The organism is Paenibacillus sp. FSL H7-0943 (assembly GCF_037963265.1).
GTDB classification, from domain to species: domain Bacteria; phylum Bacillota; class Bacilli; order Paenibacillales; family Paenibacillaceae; genus Paenibacillus_AQ; species Paenibacillus_AQ odorifer.
Genome location: NZ_CP150148.1, coordinates 6,383,316 through 6,405,126, shown reverse-complemented (window position 1 = coordinate 6,405,126; position 21,811 = coordinate 6,383,316). Strand labels below are relative to the sequence as shown.

Annotated in this window: 18 protein-coding genes; 16 read left to right on the top strand and 2 right to left on the bottom strand. The window is 44.9% G+C overall.

The genetic code is table 11. From position 1 onward, the window contains the following. Positions 1 to 61 precede the first annotated feature (61 nt). The 11 genes from raiA to argH all read left to right on the top strand — a co-directional run bounded on the left by raiA (position 62) and on the right by argH (position 14,570). Positions 62 to 610 (top strand): ribosome-associated translation inhibitor RaiA, encoded by a 549-nt coding sequence (gene raiA / locus NSQ55_RS28075; protein WP_036678506.1) that lies wholly within the window; start codon positions 62 to 64, stop codon positions 608 to 610. 269 nt (positions 611 to 879) lie between these two features. After that, positions 880 to 3,387 (top strand): preprotein translocase subunit SecA, encoded by a 2,508-nt coding sequence (secA, locus tag NSQ55_RS28070; protein WP_036678509.1) that lies wholly within the window; start codon positions 880 to 882, stop codon positions 3,385 to 3,387. 365 nt (positions 3,388 to 3,752) lie between these two features. Next, positions 3,753 to 4,866 (top strand): peptide chain release factor 2 gene (gene prfB, locus NSQ55_RS28065; RefSeq protein WP_139330096.1). Its coding sequence is split into 2 segments (ribosomal slippage): positions 3,753 to 3,824 and positions 3,826 to 4,866, totalling 1,113 coding nucleotides; the frame shifts between segments, so codons are not numbered across the junction. Between the two features lie 102 nt (positions 4,867 to 4,968). After that, entirely contained in the window at positions 4,969 to 5,853 is an 885-nt protein-coding gene (locus tag NSQ55_RS28060; protein WP_339170161.1) for a YitT family protein, read from the top strand. Between the two features lie 183 nt (positions 5,854 to 6,036). Continuing rightward, on the top strand, positions 6,037 to 7,086 hold the full coding sequence (gene argC, locus NSQ55_RS28055) for an N-acetyl-gamma-glutamyl-phosphate reductase (RefSeq protein WP_339174626.1): 1,050 nt from the start codon (positions 6,037 to 6,039) through the stop codon (positions 7,084 to 7,086). 20 nt (positions 7,087 to 7,106) lie between these two features. After that, on the top strand, positions 7,107 to 8,339 hold the full coding sequence (gene argJ, locus NSQ55_RS28050) for a bifunctional ornithine acetyltransferase/N-acetylglutamate synthase (RefSeq protein WP_339170158.1): 1,233 nt from the start codon (positions 7,107 to 7,109) through the stop codon (positions 8,337 to 8,339). 41 nt (positions 8,340 to 8,380) lie between these two features. Beyond that, positions 8,381 to 9,211, top strand: coding sequence for an acetylglutamate kinase (argB, locus tag NSQ55_RS28045; RefSeq protein WP_339170156.1), 831 nt, complete (start codon positions 8,381 to 8,383; stop codon positions 9,209 to 9,211). A 69-nt stretch (positions 9,212 to 9,280) separates the two neighbouring features. Continuing rightward, positions 9,281 to 10,567, top strand: coding sequence for an acetylornithine transaminase (locus tag NSQ55_RS28040; protein ID WP_339170153.1), 1,287 nt, complete (start codon positions 9,281 to 9,283; stop codon positions 10,565 to 10,567). Beyond that, positions 10,564 to 11,532, top strand: a complete 969-nt coding sequence (gene argF, locus NSQ55_RS28035) for an ornithine carbamoyltransferase (protein ID WP_076182119.1) — start codon at positions 10,564 to 10,566, stop codon at positions 11,530 to 11,532. Before NSQ55_RS28040 ends, argF begins: the two co-directional genes overlap by 4 nt. A 292-nt stretch (positions 11,533 to 11,824) precedes the next feature. Beyond that, a complete protein-coding gene (locus NSQ55_RS28030) occupies positions 11,825 to 13,060 on the top strand; it encodes an argininosuccinate synthase (RefSeq protein WP_036678522.1) in 1,236 nt (411 codons plus the stop codon). Positions 13,061 to 13,154: 94 nt separating this feature from the next. Next, positions 13,155 to 14,570: an argininosuccinate lyase gene (argH, locus tag NSQ55_RS28025; RefSeq protein WP_339170149.1), complete on the top strand. Its 1,416-nt coding sequence runs from the start codon at positions 13,155 to 13,157 to the stop codon at positions 14,568 to 14,570. 66 nt (positions 14,571 to 14,636) lie between these two features. Here the strand turns inward: argH and fliB are convergent, their stop codons facing one another. Further along, positions 14,637 to 15,881, bottom strand: a complete 1,245-nt coding sequence (gene fliB, locus NSQ55_RS28020) for a flagellin lysine-N-methylase (RefSeq protein WP_076123859.1) — start codon at positions 15,879 to 15,881, stop codon at positions 14,637 to 14,639. Positions 15,882 to 16,245: 364 nt separating this feature from the next. On the opposite strand from fliB, the gene NSQ55_RS28015 reads away from it, so the two are divergent. The 3 genes from NSQ55_RS28015 (at position 16,246) to NSQ55_RS28005 (ending at position 19,683) form a co-directional block, all read left to right on the top strand. Further along, positions 16,246 to 17,445 (top strand): phosphoenolpyruvate hydrolase family protein, encoded by a 1,200-nt coding sequence (locus NSQ55_RS28015; RefSeq protein ID WP_339170143.1) that lies wholly within the window; start codon positions 16,246 to 16,248, stop codon positions 17,443 to 17,445. 149 nt (positions 17,446 to 17,594) lie between these two features. Further along, complete coding sequence (locus NSQ55_RS28010) at positions 17,595 to 18,803, top strand: Tm-1-like ATP-binding domain-containing protein (protein WP_076099668.1); 1,209 nt, start codon at positions 17,595 to 17,597, stop codon at positions 18,801 to 18,803. A 43-nt stretch (positions 18,804 to 18,846) separates the two neighbouring features. After that, the gene (locus NSQ55_RS28005; protein ID WP_038573568.1) at positions 18,847 to 19,683 is read left to right on the top strand and encodes a phosphoenolpyruvate hydrolase family protein; all 837 of its coding nucleotides are present in this window, start codon (positions 18,847 to 18,849) and stop codon (positions 19,681 to 19,683) included. Between the two features lie 113 nt (positions 19,684 to 19,796). On the opposite strand, the gene NSQ55_RS28000 is transcribed toward NSQ55_RS28005, so the two are convergent. Then, the gene (locus NSQ55_RS28000; protein WP_076182126.1) at positions 19,797 to 20,585 is read right to left on the bottom strand and encodes an alpha/beta hydrolase family protein; all 789 of its coding nucleotides are present in this window, start codon (positions 20,583 to 20,585) and stop codon (positions 19,797 to 19,799) included. Positions 20,586 to 20,773: 188 nt separating this feature from the next. On the opposite strand from NSQ55_RS28000, the gene NSQ55_RS27995 reads away from it, so the two are divergent. Together NSQ55_RS27995 and NSQ55_RS27990 are read left to right on the top strand one after the other, a co-directional pair. Continuing rightward, complete coding sequence (locus NSQ55_RS27995; RefSeq protein ID WP_076182128.1) at positions 20,774 to 21,301, top strand: type II secretion system protein; 528 nt, start codon at positions 20,774 to 20,776, stop codon at positions 21,299 to 21,301. After that, positions 21,285 to 21,806 carry a prepilin-type N-terminal cleavage/methylation domain-containing protein gene (locus NSQ55_RS27990; protein ID WP_076182130.1) on the top strand — a complete coding sequence of 174 codons (522 nt, stop codon included), beginning with the start codon at positions 21,285 to 21,287 and terminating at the stop codon, positions 21,804 to 21,806. The genes NSQ55_RS27995 and NSQ55_RS27990 overlap by 17 nt, the downstream gene beginning before the upstream one ends. Positions 21,807 to 21,811 lie beyond the last annotated feature (5 nt).

Genomic DNA, 21,811 nt, shown 5'->3' with positions numbered 1-21,811 from the left:
TGCTTTTTACTTAGCGCTTACAATTTGGTATAATGAAGGTGTAACTAAAGGAGGAGTGGCCATGCAATTCACCATTCGAGGTCAACAAATTGACGTGACCGACGCTTTGAGAGAGTATGTTGATAAGAAGCTCAGCAAACTTGAGAAGTATTTCGAAGCACCCCCTACCTCTGAAGGGTCTGTGACGCTTGGCGTAGTTCGCGGCCTTCATACGGTGGAAGTAACCATTCCGCTTGCTGGCGTGACGCTTCGTGCGGAAGATCGCAGCGATGACATGTATGCTTCCATAGACGCCGTTGTGGACAAGCTGGAACGCCAAATTCGCAAACACAAAACGAAGCTGAACCGTAAGTTCCGTCAAGAGGGACTCAAGACGCTGTTTGTGGATGGAGCTAGTGCCGCTGTTGCTGTAGAAGAACAAGATTATGATGATTTAGAAGTGGTTAGGAACAAACGCTTTACGATGAAGCCGATGGATGTGGAAGAAGCGATTCTGCAAATGAACATGGTAGGACATAATTTCTTTGTGTTTTCCAATATCGACACCTCGGAAGTTAGCGTAGTTTACAAACGTGATGATGGTAAATATGGACTGATTGAACAGGGCTAAGATACAATGATGCCAGTTATGCTCTAAGTATAAAGGGCCTCGAGAGTTAGTCAGAACCTAGGAAATTTAAACCGAGCCCCTATTCGCTTATAGCGAATAGGGCTCTTGTGCGTATATATGAAAAATGTGGCTGTTACACCTTGTATTGCGGCATCTCTTACAAACTGTTACAATTTATGAAGCAGCGGAATCGAATTTATAAATGGCCCTTTCAATTTTGTGAGGATGGGCTCGGTTCCACCATCTGTGTTGCATGAAAGGGGTTAACCATGCTAGGACTTGTAAAGAAAATATTCGGAGACACAAACGATCGTGACGTTAAACGTCTCATGAAGACAGTCGATGTAATTAATGGATTGGAGCCGGAATTTGTAGCACTATCCGATGAAGCTTTAAAAGCTAAGACGGAAGAGTTCCGCGCCCGTATTGAGAAAGGCGAAACCTTGGAAGAAATTCTTCCTGAGGCATTTGCAACCGTACGTGAAGCTTCCAAACGGACGCTTGGCATGCGGCATTTTGATGTACAGTTAATTGGTGGTATGGCCCTGCATGAAGGCCGAATCTCCGAGATGAAGACTGGTGAAGGTAAGACTCTAGTAGGAACATTGCCAGTGTACTTAAATGCTTTGCTTGGTAAAGGCGTACACGTAGTAACGGTCAATGACTATTTGGCTCAGCGCGACAGCGCACAAATGGCACAAATCTATAACTTCCTGGGCATGACGGTTGGGGTTAACCTAAGCGGTATGGACCATGCTGATAAACAAGATGCTTACGCCTGCGATATTACGTATGGCACGAACAACGAATTTGGTTTCGATTATTTGCGTGACAACATGGTGCTTTATAAAGAACAAATGGTTCAGCGCCCTCTTTATTTCTGTATTATTGATGAAGTGGACTCCATTCTTATTGATGAAGCACGTACACCTCTTATCATTTCCGGACAAGCTGAGAAGTCTACTGAATTGTACTTTGCAGCAGACCGTTTTGTGAAAAAGCTTAAAGCTGAAGAAGACTACACAGTTGATATCAAAGTGAAGTCTGTAGCCTTGACTGAAAAAGGTGTAGCTACTGCTGAACGTGCTTTTGGTATTGAGAACTTGTATGATCACAGTCATGTAACCTTGAATCACCATATCGTCCAAGCCCTGAAAGCAAACGTAATTATGCGTCGTGACGTAGATTACGTTGTTAACGAGGGTGAGGTCGTTATTGTTGATGAATTTACGGGACGTTTAATGTCAGGCCGTCGTTATAGTGACGGTTTGCACCAAGCGATTGAAGCGAAGGAAGAAATCGAAGTACAGAATGAGAGCATGACGCTTGCTACGATTACTTTCCAGAACTATTTCCGTATGTATCGCAAATTGGGCGGTATGACAGGTACAGCTAAAACTGAGGAAGAAGAGTTCAAGAAGATTTATGGTCTTGAAGTTCTTCAAGTCCCTACGAATAAACCAAATCAGCGCATAGATATGCCGGATGTCGTCTACAAGAGTGAGAACGGTAAGTTCAACGCTGTAGTGGCAGAAATTGTAGAACGTCACAAAAAGAACCAACCTGTACTTGTGGGTACAGTGTCGATTGAGAATTCAGAGCTCGTATCTGAAATGCTGAAGCGCAAAGGCGTTAGACACCAAGTGCTTAACGCGAAGCATCACGCTGCGGAAGCTGAAATCATTACACATGCAGGTCAGCCTGGTACAGTTACGATTGCTACCAACATGGCAGGTCGTGGTACGGACATCGTTCTGGGCGAAGGTGTGACAGATCTTGGTGGTCTGCATATCATTGGTACAGAGCGTCATGAATCGCGCCGGATTGATAACCAGCTGCGTGGTCGTGCGGGTCGTCAAGGAGACCCAGGTTCTACACAATTCTACTTGTCCCTTGGTGATGAATTGATGAAGCGTTTCGGCGCTGACAACGTTTTGAGTATGATGGATCGCCTTGGGTTTGAGGAAGATCAGCCCATTGAGAGCCGCATGATTACGCGTGCTGTGGAATCTGCTCAGAAACGTGTTGAAGGTAATAACTTTGATATTCGTAAAGTCGTATTGCAATATGATGACGTGATGAATCAACAGCGTGAAATTATTTATAAACAACGCCGTGAGATTCTGGAGTCTGAAAATATTAAAGATATCGTGCTTGAAATGATCAAGCCGGTTATTGAACGTATTGTTCACGCACACTGCAGTGACGATATTCCTGAGAACTGGGAGCTGCAAGAAGTTGCTGATTACGTAAACAGCAAGCTGCTTGAAGAAGGTGCTTTGACTCGCGATATTCTGTGGGGCAAGGAAGCAGAAGAGATCATTGAGTACATCTTCGAACGTGTACTTGAGAAATATGCTGCTCGTGAAGAACGCCTGGGTTCAGAATTGGTACGTGAATTCGAGAAGGTAATTGTGCTGCGCTCCGTGGACAGCAAGTGGATGGATCATATCGATGCGATGGATCAATTGCGTCAAGGGATTCACCTACGTGCTTACGGTGGTACAGATCCACTTCGCGAGTATCAATTCGAAGGATTCGAAATGTTTAATACTATGACGGCTACGATTCAAGAAGAAGTAGCTACTTATATTATGAAGGCTCACATCGAGACAAATCAGGAGCGTCAATCCGTTGTAGAGGAAAATAAAATTTCCACTAACAGCGAACCTGCTGAGAAACGTCCGGTACATGTTGAGGCGGCAGCTGGTCGTAATGATCTTTGCCCTTGCGGAAGCGGCAAGAAGTACAAGAACTGCCACGGTCAAAACGCATAAGACAAACGTTTAGTAGCGCTCATATTCAGGTGTTGAAGATGTAAGTCTTTAGCCCTGATCTCTATGGGTATACTAACCATAAAGAGCGGCTGGGCCCGGGGGTATCCCCCGTTTACGGCCCAGTCGCTTTTTTGGATATTTAGCACTTGAGTGAATGTGGAATGGAGAGAAGGTTTGGAACTGGAGAAACGGAGTGTTCGCCTTTGTTTCGGGATTCCAACCACTATGCGGTTATTAATTCAAGGAATCTGGAAACAACAGCGATCGGAAGTCCAATCCTTCTCGGAATGGCTGAACATTCACTCATTACTAACTTTCCAATAGCGAAGACCGTAACAACCTATTTTGAAAGGTGAAGTGACCATATGATTGAAGCTAATGTAAAGCAGGATCTGCGTGAAATAGGCAAGAAACTAACTGACCTTAGGGGGTCTCTTTGACTTAGATCTTAAGCAAGAGATGATCTCGAACTTTGAAGAAAAAATGGCTGCTCCAGGCTTCTGGGATAATCCAGAGCAGGCACAGAGCGTGATCGGCGAGATGAATGCCGTGAAATCGTCCGTGGATCAATACGAGAAGCTGCAACAAGAATACGACGATGCTGCGATGATGGCGGAGCTTGCGGATGAAGAGGGCGATGAAGGTCTTGCGGCAGAGATTGGGGAGACGATCAGCAGTTTAGGCAGTAAAGTGGATGAATTCGAGCTGCAATTGCTACTTAACCAGCCGTATGACAAGCTGAATGCTATTCTTGAGCTCCATCCGGGTGCGGGCGGTACGGAATCCCAAGACTGGGGCCAGATGCTGCTGCGGATGTATACCCGTTGGGCTGAAAAACGTGGATTCAAGGTTGAGGTGCTGGACTACTTACCGGGTGATGAAGCGGGAATCAAGAGTGTCACATTACTTATTAAAGGCTTCAACGCCTACGGATATCTGAAAGCTGAAAAAGGTGTACATCGGCTAGTACGGATTTCTCCGTTTGACTCTTCGGGCAGAAGGCATACTTCTTTTGTATCCTGTGATGTCGTTCCGGAAATTGCCGATGATGTAGAAGTTGAAATTCGTACTGAGGATTTGAAGATCGATACGTATCGGGCGAGCGGCGCCGGTGGACAGCATATTAATACCACAGACTCTGCGGTGCGGATTACCCACTTACCTACGGGTGTGGTGGTAACCTGTCAGAACGAACGTTCACAGATCAAAAACCGCGAACAAGCGATGAAAATGCTGCGTTCCAAGCTATATGAGCGCAAACTGCAAGAGCAGCAGCAGCATTTGGATGAGATTCGCGGTGAGCAATCCGATATTGCTTGGGGCAGTCAGATCCGTTCCTATGTATTCCATCCGTATAACATGGTTAAGGATCACCGTACTTCCGTGGAAACGGGGAATGTGGGTTCTGTTATGGACGGAGATATTGATGTATTCATTGATGGTTACCTGCGTAGCCAGATCAAGATTGAGGCAGAATAAAAGAGAGAGTTTCGGGGGAAACGGATACCATTCATGGATTAGGATGGGATGGCCGTTTCTTCTTTCGTAGAGCAAGATGACACTTTAAGGAGAGCCTTTGAAATGCAAAAAGTCAATTCACGTAATAAACCCCCACTGATTCCTCTGAATGGGCCACTCCGACATGTGGTGGATACGATGTTAATTTTGCTCGGATCGCTAGTTACAGCGCTGGGGTTTAATCTTTTTTTTCTGCCTAATCATATTGCTTCTGGTGGTGTATCCGGTCTGTCGGTATTGGCTGAAGCTTGGTTTGGGGCTGAGCCGGCATTTACGCAATGGGCGCTTAATATTCCGTTGTTTGTACTCGGGGTAATCTTCTTGGGTAAACAATACGGAGTTCGCTCGCTCCTTGGGAGCTTTGTGTTGCCGCTCTTTATCTTGTTGACAAAAGATTTGCCTGCACCTACCACCAATCCACTCTTAGCCTCCATTTATGGCGGTATCTGTGTGGGGGTGGGGTTAGGTCTTGTGTTCCGCGGACGGGGCTCGACAGGTGGACTTACTATTTTGGCGCAGATTATTCAAAAGATATCCGGTCTCAGCTTCTCGATTTCTGTAGTGCTGCTGGACGGGACGGTCATTATGCTGGCTGCTTTTATACTCGGTATGGAACAAGCGCTGTATGCACTGATCGGTCTGTTTGTTACAGGTAAGGCCATTAATGCGATAGAGGTAGGCTTCCGTTATACAAAGGTGGCTTACATAATCTCGGACAAGACGGAAGAAATATCTGAGGCGATTTTGAATGATCTGGATCGGGGTCTGACGAAGCTGGATGCACATGGCGGTTATACTGGTGATGAGCGTACGGTGCTAATGGTTGTAGTAGGCCAGAATGAGGTTTCCAGATTAAAAGCGATTGTTCAATCGGTAGATACTAGTGCTTTTGTGATTATAACTGAGGCGCATGAGGTGCTGGGTGAAGGCTTTAAAAGAGAAGTGTAATTTCTCCGAAAGGAGAAGCTACGCTTCTCTTTTTTTGTAAATAGAATTATATTTAGGAATAAAGAAAGTTAACACTATGTGTTGTATTTATATTAATTGAGTCGTATAATAATACATATTTCTAAGACGGTATGCATTATATTATTTATTATAATTCATGATAAGCAGGAAGTGGGGATGACAGTGGAAGGCAAGCTGAGAGCGGCGATTGTTGGATCAACGGGTTATGGGGGCGTAGAGCTGATTCGGCTGCTACAAAGTCATCCTAAGGTAGAGATTACTTCGGTAATTTCCTCATCAAGTGCAGGGGATGCTATAGAGGAAGGTTTTCCGCATTTGACGGGCATCATTGATCGAAGGCTGGATGGCGTTGACCCGGCTCAGATGGCTGAGCGGGCGGATGTGGTATTTACGGCAACGCCGTCGGGTGTGAGCGCAAAGCTGGTGCCGCAGCTGCTGGAAGCTGGACTTAAGGTCGTGGATCTGTCCGGTGATTTCCGATTGAAGGATGGTGCAGAGTATGAGCACTGGTATAAACATCCCGCTCCGGCTGATGAATATCTTGAGCAGGCTGTATACGGACTTTGCGAGGTGTTTGGAGAGCGTGCGGCTGGGGTTGATTTTATATCTAATCCAGGCTGTTATCCTACAGCTACACTTCTTGGACTAATTCCTGCAATTCAGGCAGGTTGGATTAAGCATGACAGTATTATTATTGATGCGAAATCAGGAGTTACTGGAGCAGGACGCGGAACAAGCCTGATGGTACATTATGCAGAGATTAATGAGAACTTTAAAGCTTATAAAATCAATAAGCATCAACATATACCAGAAATTGAGCAGACACTCACAGAGGTTGCTGGAGAAAAGGTAACGGTAACGTTCACCACACATCTCGTGCCGATGAGCCGGGGAATTATGAGTACGATGTATGCAGGGATGACGGACAATTATACGGAGCAGGATTTTGTGAATTTGTACCGTGAATATTATGCGGGCCGGCCATATGTGCGGGTGCGTGATGTAGGTGTGATTCCGGCGACAAAAGAAGTTAGCGGCTCTAATTATTGTGATATCGGATTTGCAACAGATGCTCGTACAGGGCGGGTGACCATAGTCTCCGTCATTGATAATGTTGTAAAAGGTGCGGCAGGGCAGGCAATACAGAACCTTAATTTGATGATGAGATGGGAGGAAACCCTTGGCCTCGGCTACACACCTGTGTATCCATAAGGATCAGCGGTACAAATAATATGAGCGAGATTGAGTTATTTACCACCTTGGAGGGTGGAAGCATCACTTCACCTAAGGGTTTTAAGTCCGGAGGATTGCACTGTGGATTAAAAAAAACAGATCGCAACGATCTCGGAGTGATTCTGTGTGAAGTTCCGGCAACGGCTGCGGCCGTGTATACGACGAATGTTTTTCAGGCGGCTCCGCTGAAAGTGACTCGGGAAAGCCTTTCGAACGGAGTATTGCAGGCGGTTATCGTGAACAGCGGGAATGCCAATGCCTGCACAGGCGAACAAGGTGAAGCAGATGCTTATGAGATGCGCGCTGCTGCGGCTCAGCATTTAGGTGTGGCCGTTAATGATGTGGCTGTTGCTTCGACTGGAGTTATCGGTGAACTGTTGAAGATGGACTGCGTACGTAGCGGGATCACTGCAATACCAGAGAAGCTGGATGGAGGAGCTATTGGCGCGGAGGAATTCTGCCAAGCTATACTTACCACTGATTTAGTTAAAAAAGAGATCGCCGTGAAGGTGCTCGTTGGCGGTGTAGAAGTTACAATTGCCGGAGCTGCAAAGGGCTCAGGGATGATCCATCCTAACATGGCTACCATGCTTGGCTTTATGACCACGGATGCTGATATTGCAGCGGAGGATTTACTTAGTCTTCTGCGTTCAGCTACGAATGTTACTTTTAATATGATTACAGTCGATGGAGATACTAGTACCAATGATATGTTAGTGTCGATGGCGAGTGGGCTTGCCGGTAATGAGAAGCTGACACGACTGCATCCGGATTGGGACGCTTTTGCTGCTGGATTCACGTATGTCTGCCAGACGCTTGCCAAAGCGATTGCTCGTGATGGCGAAGGTGCAACTCACCTGATTGAGGTTCAAGTGAATGGTGCTGTTCATGATGAGGCGGCGGCAGCGATTGCCAAAACAGTGGTTGGTTCTAGTCTAGTGAAATCTGCTATTTTTGGAGCGGATGCGAACTGGGGACGGATTATTGCTGCGGTTGGACGCGCGGGTGTTCCGGTATCTCCGGAGCGTGTGAACATTTCGTTAGGGGATATTGAGGTGCTTTTGCACTCGAAGCCAGTTGCTTTTGACGAGGAAAAGGCTTTGGCCTATTTGCAAAAAAGTGAAACTGTGCTGATCACTGTAGATCTGCATGATGGAAGCGGGAAAGCAACGGCTTGGGGCTGTGACCTAACTTACGATTATGTGCGTATTAACGCCGCATATCGCACTTAATTTATGGCGTGTTAAGCCCATAAGGGAAGGATACCGATTATATGACGCTAAATAGCGAGCTTGAACTTATAGATGCTTTAGATGGTAGTGGATTGTTTGTAATGAAATGCGGCGGCAGTACGCTTGCGGCTCTACCTGATTCTTTTTTTGAGGATTTGCGAGATTTGCAGGAGGAGGGCATTCAGCCAGTAATTGTTCATGGTGGAGGGCCAGCCATTTCTGGAAATCTAGCGAAACTGGGCATTGAAAGCAGCTTTGTGAATGGCCTGCGAGTAACCACCGAGGAAGTACTAGATGTTGTAGAGATGACGCTGGCAGGGAGTATAAACAAGGCGATTGTCCGGCGAATTCAAGGGAGCGGCGGTCTAGCTCTGGGGCTTTCGGGCATCGATGGCAATTTGATTATTGCTAAACCAGTGGCGAACAGCGCCGAAGTAGGTTTGGTAGGAGAAGTAACGGAAGTTAAGGCTGAGATCATAACTGGTATTGTTGGGATGGGTTATATTCCTGTCATTGCACCTATCGGAGTAGATGCAGCAGGTCAGCGCTACAATATTAACGCAGATACGGCAGCAGGGGCAGTTGCTTCCTATGTGGAGTCTCCCAAAATGATCGTCGTCACAGATGTGCCAGGCATCATGAGTACAGTGGAAGGTGAAAAGATTGTGCTTCCCTCCGTTACTGTACAGGAAATCGAAGCCTTGATCGAAAGTGGGGAAATCTACGGTGGCATGATCCCCAAAGTGCGGGCAGCTATCGATTGCATTCAGGGCAGCGTATCAGAGGTTATCATTGTGGATGGAAAAGAACCACGGGTGCTTAGTCGAGTACTGCAAGGTGAAGCGATAGGTACACGTATTATTCGTTCGTAGAATCATAGATGAATACAAATTAGAGGCGCAGCCTGTTCACAGGAGCAGCCGATGGGAGAGTGACTTAGAATGAGCAAGCTTACACAAGCGGAGTTGGATTCGCAAGCAGGGGCAAAGCAGACCGATACAGTAGGATCAGGTACACCGGATGTTGCAACAAGCAAGCTGAGTGCAGTGTTCCCTTCTTACGCCAGATATGATATCAGCTTAGTTAAAGGCAAGGGTACCTGGGTATGGGATGATAAAGGCAATAAGTATCTGGATTTCACCAGTGGATTGGCTGTGACCAGTCTAGGTCATGCTCCTGAAAAAGTCGGCGTTAAGCTGAAGGATCAGATTGATACGCTCTGGCATGTCTCGAATCTGTTCCATATTCCGGGACAAGATAAAGTTGCCAACCTTCTGACAGAGAATAGCTGCGCTGATCAAGTGTTTTTCTGCAATAGCGGGGCAGAAGCGAATGAGGCTGCTATTAAGCTGGCCCGCCGTTACCATCAGAAGATTAAAGGTGTCGACCGTTATGAGGTTATCACATTCGAACAATCCTTCCATGGACGTACACTTGCCACACTAACAGCTACAGGCCAGCAAAAGGTGAAAGAAGGGTTCCTGCCGCTTCCAGCAGGTTTCAAGACCGTACCCTTGCATGATCTCCCAGCGTTAGAAGCTGCTATCGGAGATCATACAGCTGCTATCATGCTGGAGATGGTGCTTGCAGAGGGTGGCGTGCTTGAGGTAGAACCTGAGTTCTTGAACGCTGTAGTGGCCTTGTGTAAGAAACACGGATTGCTTCTGATTGTAGATGAGGTACAGACAGGTATGGGACGTACAGGCAAGCTGTTCGCTCATCAGCATTATGGAATTGAACCGGATATTTTCACCTTGGCTAAGGGGATTGCTAGCGGGTTCCCGGCAGGTTTAATGCTTGGCAAAGGGTATTTGCGTGAAGCCTTCTCAGCGGGCAGCCATGCGTCCACCTTCGGGGGAACACCGCTAGCAACAGCTGTTATGGCAGCGACGATTGAGACGATGCTGGAAGATGAGCTTCCACAGCGCGCCGAAGATATGGGTAAGTACCTGACAGGTCTTTTGAAAGAGAAGCTGGCGGATTGTTCTTTTGTGAAGGATATCCGTGGTAAAGGGCTGTTGATCGGGATTGAATGTCAATCCCCAGTGGGCGATATTGTACTGGCTGGACAAAAGAAAGGCCTGTTGTTCGTGACAGCCGGTCCTAATGTCCTTCGTCTGCTCCCTAATCTATATGTAAGCAAAGAGGAGATCGACCAAGCGGTGGACATCCTATGCGAACTCATTCATACTTATGCTAAACAAGCAAACGGGGAGGTAAGCTCATGAGTCAGGGCGTACAGAGTAACAAGCACAACATTGCGCAGCAACTGAAAGGCCGTGATTTACTGGAGCTGAACGACTACAGCCCGGAGGAAATTACGTATCTGATTGATTCGGCGATTGAGCTGAAGAAGAAGCAGAAAAATGGCGAAGAATTTCAGCCGCTGAAGGGAAAGACGATTGGACTTATTTTTGAAAAATCCTCTACACGTACACGTGTGTCGTTTGAAGTTGGAATGTATCAGCTGGGAGGGCATGCCCTTTTCTTGAGCAAAAATGATATCCAGCTGGGACGCGGAGAAACTGTTGGAGATACAGCGCAAGTAATGTCGCGTTATCTCGATGGAATTATGATCCGTACCTTCGGTCATGACAAGGTTGAAGATCTCGCTCGTTATGCTTCTATTCCCGTAATCAACGGTCTTAGTGACCTGGCACATCCTTGCCAAGTGCTGGCCGATTATCAAACGATTTATGAGCACAAAGGAAAGCTCAAGGGCCTGAAGCTGGCTTACATCGGCGATGGCAACAATATGGCGCATTCCTTAATGATTGGCGGAGCTAAGCTGGGCGTGGACGTATCTATCGCCGGACCGGAAGGTTATGAGCCAGATGCAGCGGTTGTCGCAGAAGCGCGTGAGATCGCTAAAGAAACCGGAGCGAAGATTGTGGTCACTCGCAGCCCGCAAGAAGCTGTACAAGACGCTGACGTCATCTATACAGATGTATGGGCGAGTATGGGCTTCGAGGAGGAGCAAAAGGCACGTGAAGCGGCATTCAAGGACTATCAGGTCAATGAGGAGCTTGTAAAAGGCGCTAAGAGCGACTATCTCTTCCTGCACTGCCTGCCAGCCCACCGTGAGGAAGAGGTCAGCACAGGCGTGATTGACGGCCCTAACTCGGTGATCTTTGATCAGGCTGAGAACCGCCTGCATGCGCAAAAAGCTTTAATGGCTGCGTTGATGAGTTAAGGAATTTTAAAAATATAAAATATAAATCACTATATAAATTGAATTAATGTTGGGCGAAGTTAGACTTTGGACGATGGAGTAATGGAGCGGAATTTTTGGAACTGTAGGAGCGTAGCGTTCGCCTTTATCATCAGATTTTATCCGCACAATGCGGTTTGAAATAAAAGAAATCTGATGATAACAGCGACCGGAAGTCCAAATATTCAGTGTAATTGCGATTTATCGTCAGAGTGCTGGCAAAGGCACGTTTATTTTAATTTATATAGCCCACACGAAAGGAAGTTGCCACACCATGGCTAAAGAAAAAATTGTACTCGCCTATTCCGGCGGATTGGATACATCTGTTATTTTGAAATGGCTTAAAGAAACTTATGACGCGGAGATCATCGCCTTCACAGCCGATATCGGCCAAAAAGAAGAGCTCGACGGTCTGGAGGAAAAAGCACTTGCTACTGGCGCATCGAAAGTATACATCGACGACCTGCGCGATGAGTTCGCTAGCGATTTCATCTACCCGATGTTCCAATCTGGCGCACTTTATGAAGGCCAATACTTGCTCGGAACTAGTATTGCTCGTCCATTGATCGCTAAGCGCATGGTAGATATCGCCATCGCTGAAGGCGCAACGGCTATCGCGCACGGGGCGACAGGCAAAGGGAATGACCAAGTCCGTTTCGAGCTTGGCGTAGCTGCATTGGCTCCGAACATCAAGGTGATCGCACCTTGGCGTCTAGAAGAGTTCCGCAATCAATTTCCAGGTCGTGCGGAAATGATCGCTTATGCGGAAGCTAATGATATTCCGGTACAAGCCTCTGCGGCGAAGCCGTATTCGATGGACCGTAACCTGCTGCACATCAGCTATGAGAGCGGCGTATTGGAAGATCCTTGGTTCGATCCAAGTGCACCAGAGAACAAAGGAATGTTCCTGCTGAGCAACGCTCCTGAGGATGCTCCGGATGAAGCGGAATATTTGGAGCTCGAATTCGTTAAGGGAGACTGCGTAGCCCTGAATGGGGAGTCTTTATCACCCCTTCAAGTTATGGAGAAACTGAATGATCTAGGTGGTAAACACGGCATCGGACGTGTAGATATGGTTGAGAACCGCTTTGTCGGCATGAAGAGCCGCGGCGTGTATGAGACTCCAGGTGGAACAATCCTGTTCGTCGCTCATCGCAAAATGGAATCCATCACGATGGACCGTGAAGTGATGAACCTGCGTGACAGCCTGATCACTCGTTACAGCACTTTGGTGTATAACGGTTTCTGGTTCGCTCCAGAGCGTATCGCACTGCAGGCTCTTGTAACACAGAGCCAACAAAATGTAACGGGTACTGTTCGTCTTAAACTGTACAAAGGCAACATCATCGGCGCTGGAGTGAAGAGCCCAGTCAGCCTGTACAATCCTGAGATTGCAACGATGGAAGCTGATCCTACACAAGCTTATGATCAAGGGGATGCCACTGGTTTTATTCACTTGAACGCATTGCGCCTTAAAGTTTCTACAGGTGTAAATGGAGCTTCTAAATAGTACGATAACATAAACTTAAACGGGCAACCCCGAAGGCCGTTCCTCCCGTCAGGATAGGAGCGGCCCTCTGGCGTCCAAGAGGAGGAAACTACAGGTGAGCAAGCTTTGGGGCGGACGGTTTACTAAAGGAACAAACAAGCTGGTAGAGGAATATACGGCTTCCATTGGCTTTGATAAGGCTTTGGCCAAAGAGGATGTGCAAGGCAGTCTGGCACATGTCACGATGCTGGGCAAATGCGGAATCCTTCCACAAGAAGACGTGGAAACAATCAAACAAGGCCTGAATAAAGTGCTGGACAAGGTCAATGCTGGAGAGGTTGTTTTCTCAGTATCGGATGAAGACATCCATATGAATATTGAAAAACATCTGATCGAGGAAATCGGTCCAGTTGGCGGTAAGCTGCACACAGGACGTAGCCGTAACGATCAAGTGGCGACGGACATGCACCTTTACTTACGTGGCCGTGTAGTTGAGCTAGTTAGTTTGCTGCATGAGCTGCAGGAAGCTTTGATCGAACAAGCAAAAGACAATGTGGAGACCATCATCCCTGGTTATACGCATTTGCAACGGGCACAGCCGATCCTGTTTGCTCATCACTTGCTGGCTTACGTATCGATGTTCCGCCGCGATGCAGAACGTCTGACGGACAGCTACAAACGGATCAACGTGCTGCCACTCGGAGCAGGAGCGCTTGCTGGAACGACCTTCCCGATTGACCGTCATTTTGTAGCGGAACAACTGGGTTTTGACAGTGTGTATGAGAACAGTCTGGATGCTGTCAGCGACCGCGATTTCATCGTGGAGTTCTTGGCGAATGCTTCCCTTATCATGACACATCTATCCAGACTCAGTGAGGAACTGGTCCTGTGGAGCAGCACAGAGTTCAGCTTTGTAGAACTGGATGATGCTTTCTGCACAGGCAGCAGCATTATGCCGCAGAAGAAGAACCCTGACGTACCAGAGCTGGTGCGGGGCAAAACAGGCCGCGTTTACGGCAACCTAATTGGCTTGCTGACGGTGCTGAAATCATTGCCACTGGCGTACAACAAGGATATGCAGGAAGACAAAGAAGGCATGTTTGATACGGTTACTACGCTGACTGGTGCACTGCAATTGTTCGCGCCGATGATCTCCACTATGAAGGTGAACAAAGGTCGTATGCGTGAAGCGGTGAACACGGATTTCTCGAATGCAACGGATATTGCCGACTTCTTGGTAGGCAAGGGGCTTCCTTTCCGCCAAGCGCATGAAGTAATCGGGAAAACGGTACTCTACTGTATCAATGAAGGCAAGTTCCTCTTGGATCTGACGCTGGAAGAGTTCAAGCAATTCACACCGCTCTTCGACGAGAATATCTATGCTGTTCTTCAACCGGAAGCTGTAGTTAACGCTCGTAACGTTTATGGCGGCACAGCCACCGTTCAGGTGAAGGCTGCAATTGAACGGGCAGAGCTGGCATTGCACGAAGCTAATGAATGGGTTGTACAACACGGAGACGCTATATTGTGAAAATATGATATAAATCCCGCCTCGCATTGTTAATAATGCGGGCGGGATTTTTTTGGGAAATATCTTTCAGTTATTAATTAGTATAGCCATATATGCCATTGAGGTGTATTCATTTCTCTTAAGCAATTCAATAACCCCACGTAAGTACAAGGAATCATGCTCAACCGATTTGGCAAAGGATTGAATTAATTTAATTACGTGATCAACCCCGAAATCCTCCTTGTGATGTCCAGCCATGCCAATCAAATGTAATTTGATTGATGAATAGTGTACTACAAGCATAATATAAGATTCGAAAATATCTGTATCATCTGAGCTTGGAAATAGATTTTTGTAAACATAATTCACTAAATAGTTCTCTAATATATATTCGTTAGCTCTCATAAATGGATCATAGTAATCTGTGTAAGCAAGTTGGTATCTTTCTGTAATTTCCTCAACTGTTGCATCTTTCGTATATTGAATGCCCTTAAGTACCTCTGCAAAACACTCCATATATCGTGTGCTCAGCACCCCCTGAGATACACGAATATCGGCCAGTGCTTTTAGAAGCTGCATTTGAATGGTTGTTGAGGTGGGGATAGCTGATAAACCTTCCCGGAAGCTACCGTCTTCTAACAAGGTATTATAGGAGGCGATTTGCTGAACAATTTCATCTAATTTTCCTTCTGAAAGGTATCCTTGTACTTTTTGATAGAACATTCCAAGCACAATTAATCTATGTGCTATGGTATAATTTCTATTTTGTAAGACTTGTATTGTGAAAATACGGAGATCCCAAAAATATTCATCAATTCTGTGCTTAGTCTTTTCACGATTAGTGTTTAATAGTCTACTCATGGGATATCTGATATTCATGGATTCTTCAATCTCATTAAATTGAATACCGTCTGGGTTTAACAAAGCTAGACGAGCCGCTTCAGGACAAGATAATGTGGCGGATTTCTCTAAATTTCCATTTACCTGATTGGTTATACGAGGGTAAGAACTACAAATCTCAGATAAGTAGTCTTCTCCTAGAGACTTTTGTATTGAACACAATTTTTCTTCATTTAGAAGAGGACAAGAGGCATCGGATTTCATCGCTATTTTTGCATAACTAGCTTCTGATGGGTTAGAACGTTTGCGTTTTATATGTTTATTTAGTGATGATTTCATTTCTCTATCGCCTACATTTTTATACTTTTTATAGGTTTGCCGATCAATATCAACATTCCAGCCTATACAACATGTATCTTCACAATCTGATCCAATACAAGAGAATTTCTCCAAATAAGCAGGAATAAGAACGATTCGTTTTTTTTCTGTCATGATCTATTTCTCCTTACGGTGTAGAATGCTATGTAGATTTATTATCGGCAGATATCATGAACAAATGAATGCTTATCTCCTTCTTAAAGGTAGTTCATGTCAGTACATCACGGAATCTCAATTTATCGGTGTATGGGGATCTTTTGTGCTACAGCATTGGTATAGTGCTAGTTTTGGTCCCGTGGAGAGCTTAGCCCTCTCGAGCATACGGAGACGCTATATTGTAAACCGTATCAATATCAAATCTCGCCTCAGACCTTTATAGGTGGCAGGCGGGATTTTTTTTATTATCTAAATGAACTATGACTGGATTAGCAGTGTTCTTTACGGTTATCCTTAGGTTAGGATAGGAGGGTTCGTAGGTATGAACAGAGAGCAAATCCTAGACGAGCTTAGATCGGAATTAAAAGTAGGCAATCATATTATTGGAGTAGCCACCGGTGCTGGTATAACGGTAAAGTATGCGAAGCAGGGTGGAGCTGATTTCATTCTGATGTTAAACTCGGGTAAATTTCGCCAGATGGGGAGGAGCTCTCTCGCTGGTATTTTACCATTTTGTAATAGCAATGATATGGTGATGGACTTTGCATCTAGAGAGATCATACCGTTGGTCAGAGATATCCCTATTATTTTTGGCCTCAATGCAACTGATCCGACCAAAGATATGGAATCCTATATAAGTGAAATAAAGAATAGAGGCTTTGCCGGCATTAATAATTACCCCACGGTGGGTTTAATAGATGGTCAATTTGGAGAAGCGCTCGAAGAAGAGGGGAATGGTTATCTACTTGAAGTAGAAGCCATTAGAATAGCCCATGAGAAGGATTTGTTTACCATTGCTTTTGTATTTGACGAAATCCAGGCAGCACAGATGATTGAGGCTGGAGCGGATATTATTTGTGCACATCTAGGTCTAACAGAAGGCGGGTTATTAGGCGCTAAAAAAGTATTCTCTCTGGAAGCTGCCAAGGTTAAAGCGGACAAGATATTTAATACATGCAATGAGCTAAAGCCTGATTTAATTAAGCTGGTTTACGGTGGTCCGGTGAAAACGCCAATTGATGTGCAATATATGTACAGCAATAATCAAAACTTGATGGGATATATCGGGGGCTCTGCTTTTGAAAGAATTCCCTCGGAGAAGTCCATTACGAATATAACCAAAGCTTTTAAAGTGTCGGGGACGCTGGATGAAGATGATTTTATGGTCAAAATGTTAGACGGCATCACAAAGCACTATGATTATGTTGAATTTGTAAAAGAATACGTAGCTCAAAATTATAGGAATGAGATCTTGTTTGCAGATTTAGCTAAGGTGGCACATGTATCCCGAAGTTACTTGAGTAGTTTGTTCACCAAAAAAGTAGGCTGCAGCTTCCAAACGTATCTCGTGCAATTTCGGATGGATAAGGCGGCGGAAATATTACATAGAGACCCTATCCAGTTATCTGAGCTAGCGCCATTAGTTGGATACCAGGATTATGCGCAGTTTAGCAAAATGTTCAAGAAGTATAAAGGGTTCTCTCCAAAACAATATAAATCTAACATAAACACAAAAACATAAGACATAAAAGCGTTTTCATCCATAAATCAAAGAAGTATGATTAACTCATAAGTTGATCATGCTTTTTTTAATATAAGAAAGTATAAGTTTCACATTATACATTATCCTTATATTTCTTGTTGTAGATATTTGAAGAGGAGGTTGAAGAAATGAAGACGATTGCTATTGCCGGAACTTTTGACACCAAGGGTGAAGAATATCTCTACATTAAAAATTTACTGGAAAGCTTGGAGTTAGGCACGTTTACGATTCATACGGGTGTGTTTGAGCCCACTTTTACACCGGATATCTCTAATAGAGAAGTAGCAGCAGCCGCGGGTGTAAGTATAGATGAGCTCGTTGCCAAAAAAGATAGAGCACTAGCAACAGAATTATTAGCCAAAGGTATGGAAAAATTAGTACCTGAATTATATAAGCAAGGCAAATTTGATGGAATTATCTCCTTTGGGGGCACTGGAGGCACTTCACTTGTAACACCGGGTATGCGGGCATTACCTATTGGTGTACCTAAAGTGATGGTTTCGACCGTAGCTTCAGGGAATACTGCTCCATATGTAGGCACTAGTGATATTGTCATGATGCCATCCGTAGTGGATGTTGCTGGTCTGAACTCCATTTCAACAAAGATTTTTACCAATGCAGCTTTCGCCATCGCCGGTATGCTTAAATTTGAGAATAAACAAGTGATAGAGAAAAAACCATTAATAGCTACAACAATGTTTGGGGTAACAACCCCCTGTGTGACGGCAGCCCGTAACTATCTTGAGGCTAGAGGATATGAAGTGCTTGTATTCCATGCAACAGGTGTAGGCGGCCAGTCCATGGAAGCGTTAATCGAGGCTGGTTTTATTGAAGGTGTATTGGATCTGACTACAACAGAATGGGCGGACGAAATTATTGGTGGTGTGCTAAATGCAGGACCTCATCGGTTAGAAGCTGCTGGTAAACATCATATTCCACAGGTTGTCTCGGTAGGCGCGCTTGATATGTGCAACTTTGGCCCTTATGATACGGTACCAGCGAAATTTGCTGGACATAAGTTTTATAAACACAATCCAACAGTTACTCTGATGAGAACAACAGTAGAAGAAAATGAAGCCATCGGCAAAAAGCTTGTCGAGAAATTAAATATGGCCAAAGAGAAAACGGTGTTAATGCTGCCGCTTAAAGGGATATCTGGCATTGATGTTGCAGGGGAAGCTTTTTATGGGGTAGAGGAAGATCAAATGTTATTTGATACCTTAAGAAATGGTGTAAACAGAAATGTTGTCGAGGTTATCGAAATGGATTGTGCCATTAATGATGTGGAGTTTGCAGAAGCAGCAGCGCAGAAGCTAATAGATCTCATGAGCAAATAAGGCTTTTATAAGATAAATAAATATTTAAATGGAGGCGTTACACATGAACAAAAATACAAGAACTGAAATCATGGCGAAGTTTAGAGAAGAAGTGGCAAATGGAAAGATTCTTTTAGGCGTGGGAGCCGGCACAGGGATTACTGCAAAAAGCAGTGAAGCTGGCGGAGCAGATATGCTGATTGTTTATAATTCAGGAAGATACAGAATGGCAGGCCGTGGATCACTGGCAGGGTTATTATCTTATGGGGATGCCAACCAAATTGTGGTCGAAATGGGCTCGGAGGTATTGCCTGTTGTAAAAAACACCCCTGTATTGGCAGGCGTATGCGGAACGGACCCTTTTAGAGTAATGGAAGTTTATTTAAAACAACTTAAGGAACAAGGTTTTAGCGGCGTGCAAAACTTCCCAACCGTAGGTTTGATCGATGGCGTGTTCAGACAGAATCTAGAAGAGACCGGCATGGGATATGGTTTAGAAGTAGATATGATTAGAGCTGCGCATGAATTGGATATGCTCACCACTCCTTATGTATTTGATCCTGAGCAAGCAAAAGCCATGGCAGAAGCAGGCGCAGATATTTTGGTGGCACATATGGGCTTGACTACCAAAGGTACAATTGGAGCTAAGACCGCTCTGACATTGGATGATTGTGTAGAAAGAATCGAAGCGATTATTAAAGCAGGGAAAGCAGTAAATCCAGATATTATGGTGATTTGTCACGGTGGACCGATTGCAGAGCCGGAAGATGCGGCGTACGTAATTGAACGGACAGAAGGCATAGACGGATTCTTTGGTGCATCGAGTATTGAAAGATTTGCTGCTGAAAAAGGAATCACAGAACAGACTGGATTATTTAAAAATATCACCAAACAAGCATAATTGCCTTCGGCGTCCTTATAATTAAAAAGAACCCTCCGAAGAGGGCAATCTGAGTAGAACAGATATTAAGATGCAGCTTATGGCTGCATCTTTTTGTTGTCTATTAAGTACAGCTAGTTACTTTTTAAAGGTAGCCATGCCAGCACATCGCGGATTTTGGCATCCCAGTATCCCCATTCATGTGTCCCCGGACCTTCTTCATAGGTTAAAGAAAGTGAGGTTGCCTGGCAGGCATCGCGGAATCTCAAGTTATCGGTGTATAGGAAATCTTCTGTGCCACAGCATTGATACAACGCTGGTTTTGGTCCCGTGGAGCGGTTCACTTCCTCAAGCAGCCAAAGAAGGTCTTCCGGCGTTCCGGCGGTATCTTCTTTTCCGAAGATCATTTCGTATTCTTTGCTTTTAGTGGTAGCACCTTCCCCGTTCAAGAAATTATGCGCCATATCAAGTGCTCCAGACAAACTCGCTGCCGCTGCAAAAGACTCGGGTCTACGCAGTCCCAGCTTAATTGCTCCATAACCACCCATCGACAACCCGGCTACAAAGTTCTCCTCGCGTTTATCGGATAGCGGGAAAAATGAGCGTGCCAACATTGGCAGCTCCTCACTAATGAAGGTCCAATAACGGCCTCCCATCGCCATATCTGTGTAGAAACTGCGGTGCACATTTGGCATTACCACAGCTATCCCCATCTCCGCTACATACCGTTCTATAGAAGTCCGGCGCAGCCAGATCGAATCATCGTCAGACAAGCCATGCAGTAAATACAAAGTAGGGTGAAGATCACCTCTTGTTACATTACTCATCCCGATTTGTGTAGTTGTTTTTTGCGGCAAAATTACAGTCATTGAGGTATTCAAACCTAGTACTTCAGAATAAAATTTGCACTCTATTAAAGCCATTTCATTCATCTCCTCTCTTTCCAAATCATAGCATAGACCTAAAGTGAGAGATATTGTAGAAATATCTGAATTATAAGGGTTTTGAGGATTGCTGTAGCTGGATATGAGAGAATATAATGGAAGTAGAAAATTTAGGAAAAACGTGCAAATACGAAAAGTATTTTCATAGGCGAGAGGCGGAAAGTAGGATGAAACCGGGCCTAAAGCAGGAAAAAGGATTTACGTTAATCGAAGTTCTGGCCGCTATTGTAATTTTATCGATAGTTTCTCTGGTGCTTACGTCTTACTTTACTAACGCCATGAGTTACTCTAAATCGAACCAGAACAAAACGATTATGGTCAATCTGGCGCGAAACGCGCTGTTTTATGTGGAGAAGCAGGATTTTGAGGCGATGAAGGAATTTTTTACGCAAGGGGAAGATGCGATAGAGGCTGAAAAATGCACCATAGTTAATTGCAGCTATAGTAATCTATTCTCAAACATGACAGCTTTGGCAAATGTTCTGAATCCAACAGTTAATGATATCCGTTATAAGATCAATATTATCTATCAACCGGAATTAGTCGATCATCCGTCCACTACTCCGATTGATAAATCAGCTGTAAAGTATTATTTAATACCCGTTAAAGTTGAGGTAAGACGAGTAGAAAATAATGAACAGCCCGCTTATAACGTAATGTTGGAGGGATACATAACTGATGAAAGAATTCGCTAAACGACTTAGGTCGGAACAAGGTTTTACTTTGGTGGAATTAATTGCGGCACTGACTGTATTTGCTATGATAGTCGGTCTAATCTCTGGAGTTACTATGTATGGATTTCGCAGCTATCATAAAATCTCAGTTCAGAACGCTTTACGGGACGAAGCGGATCTGATCATGTCCTCTATTATTACTGAACTCTATACATATAGTCCTGAACGGCTACAAAATATATCTGGAGGAATTGAACTAATAAAAGGCGGGAGTTCTCCGCGTGTGATTCGGGTATCAGGAAATGAAATTGTTATAAATGGTAAGGAAAGTGGAGCGGAATCTGGTTCTCCTATCGCGGTACAATCGAATATGGCAGGTTCTATCATAACTGCTTCCACATCAGATGGTAGATCATGTAATGTAGCCTCGCTATGCAATTCTGGTCTGATCCAGATTAAGTTGGTATTAAAGTATAAGGGAAATGAAACGGATAAGATGGAATTGGAAAGCCAATTTGGATTTTAGGAGGA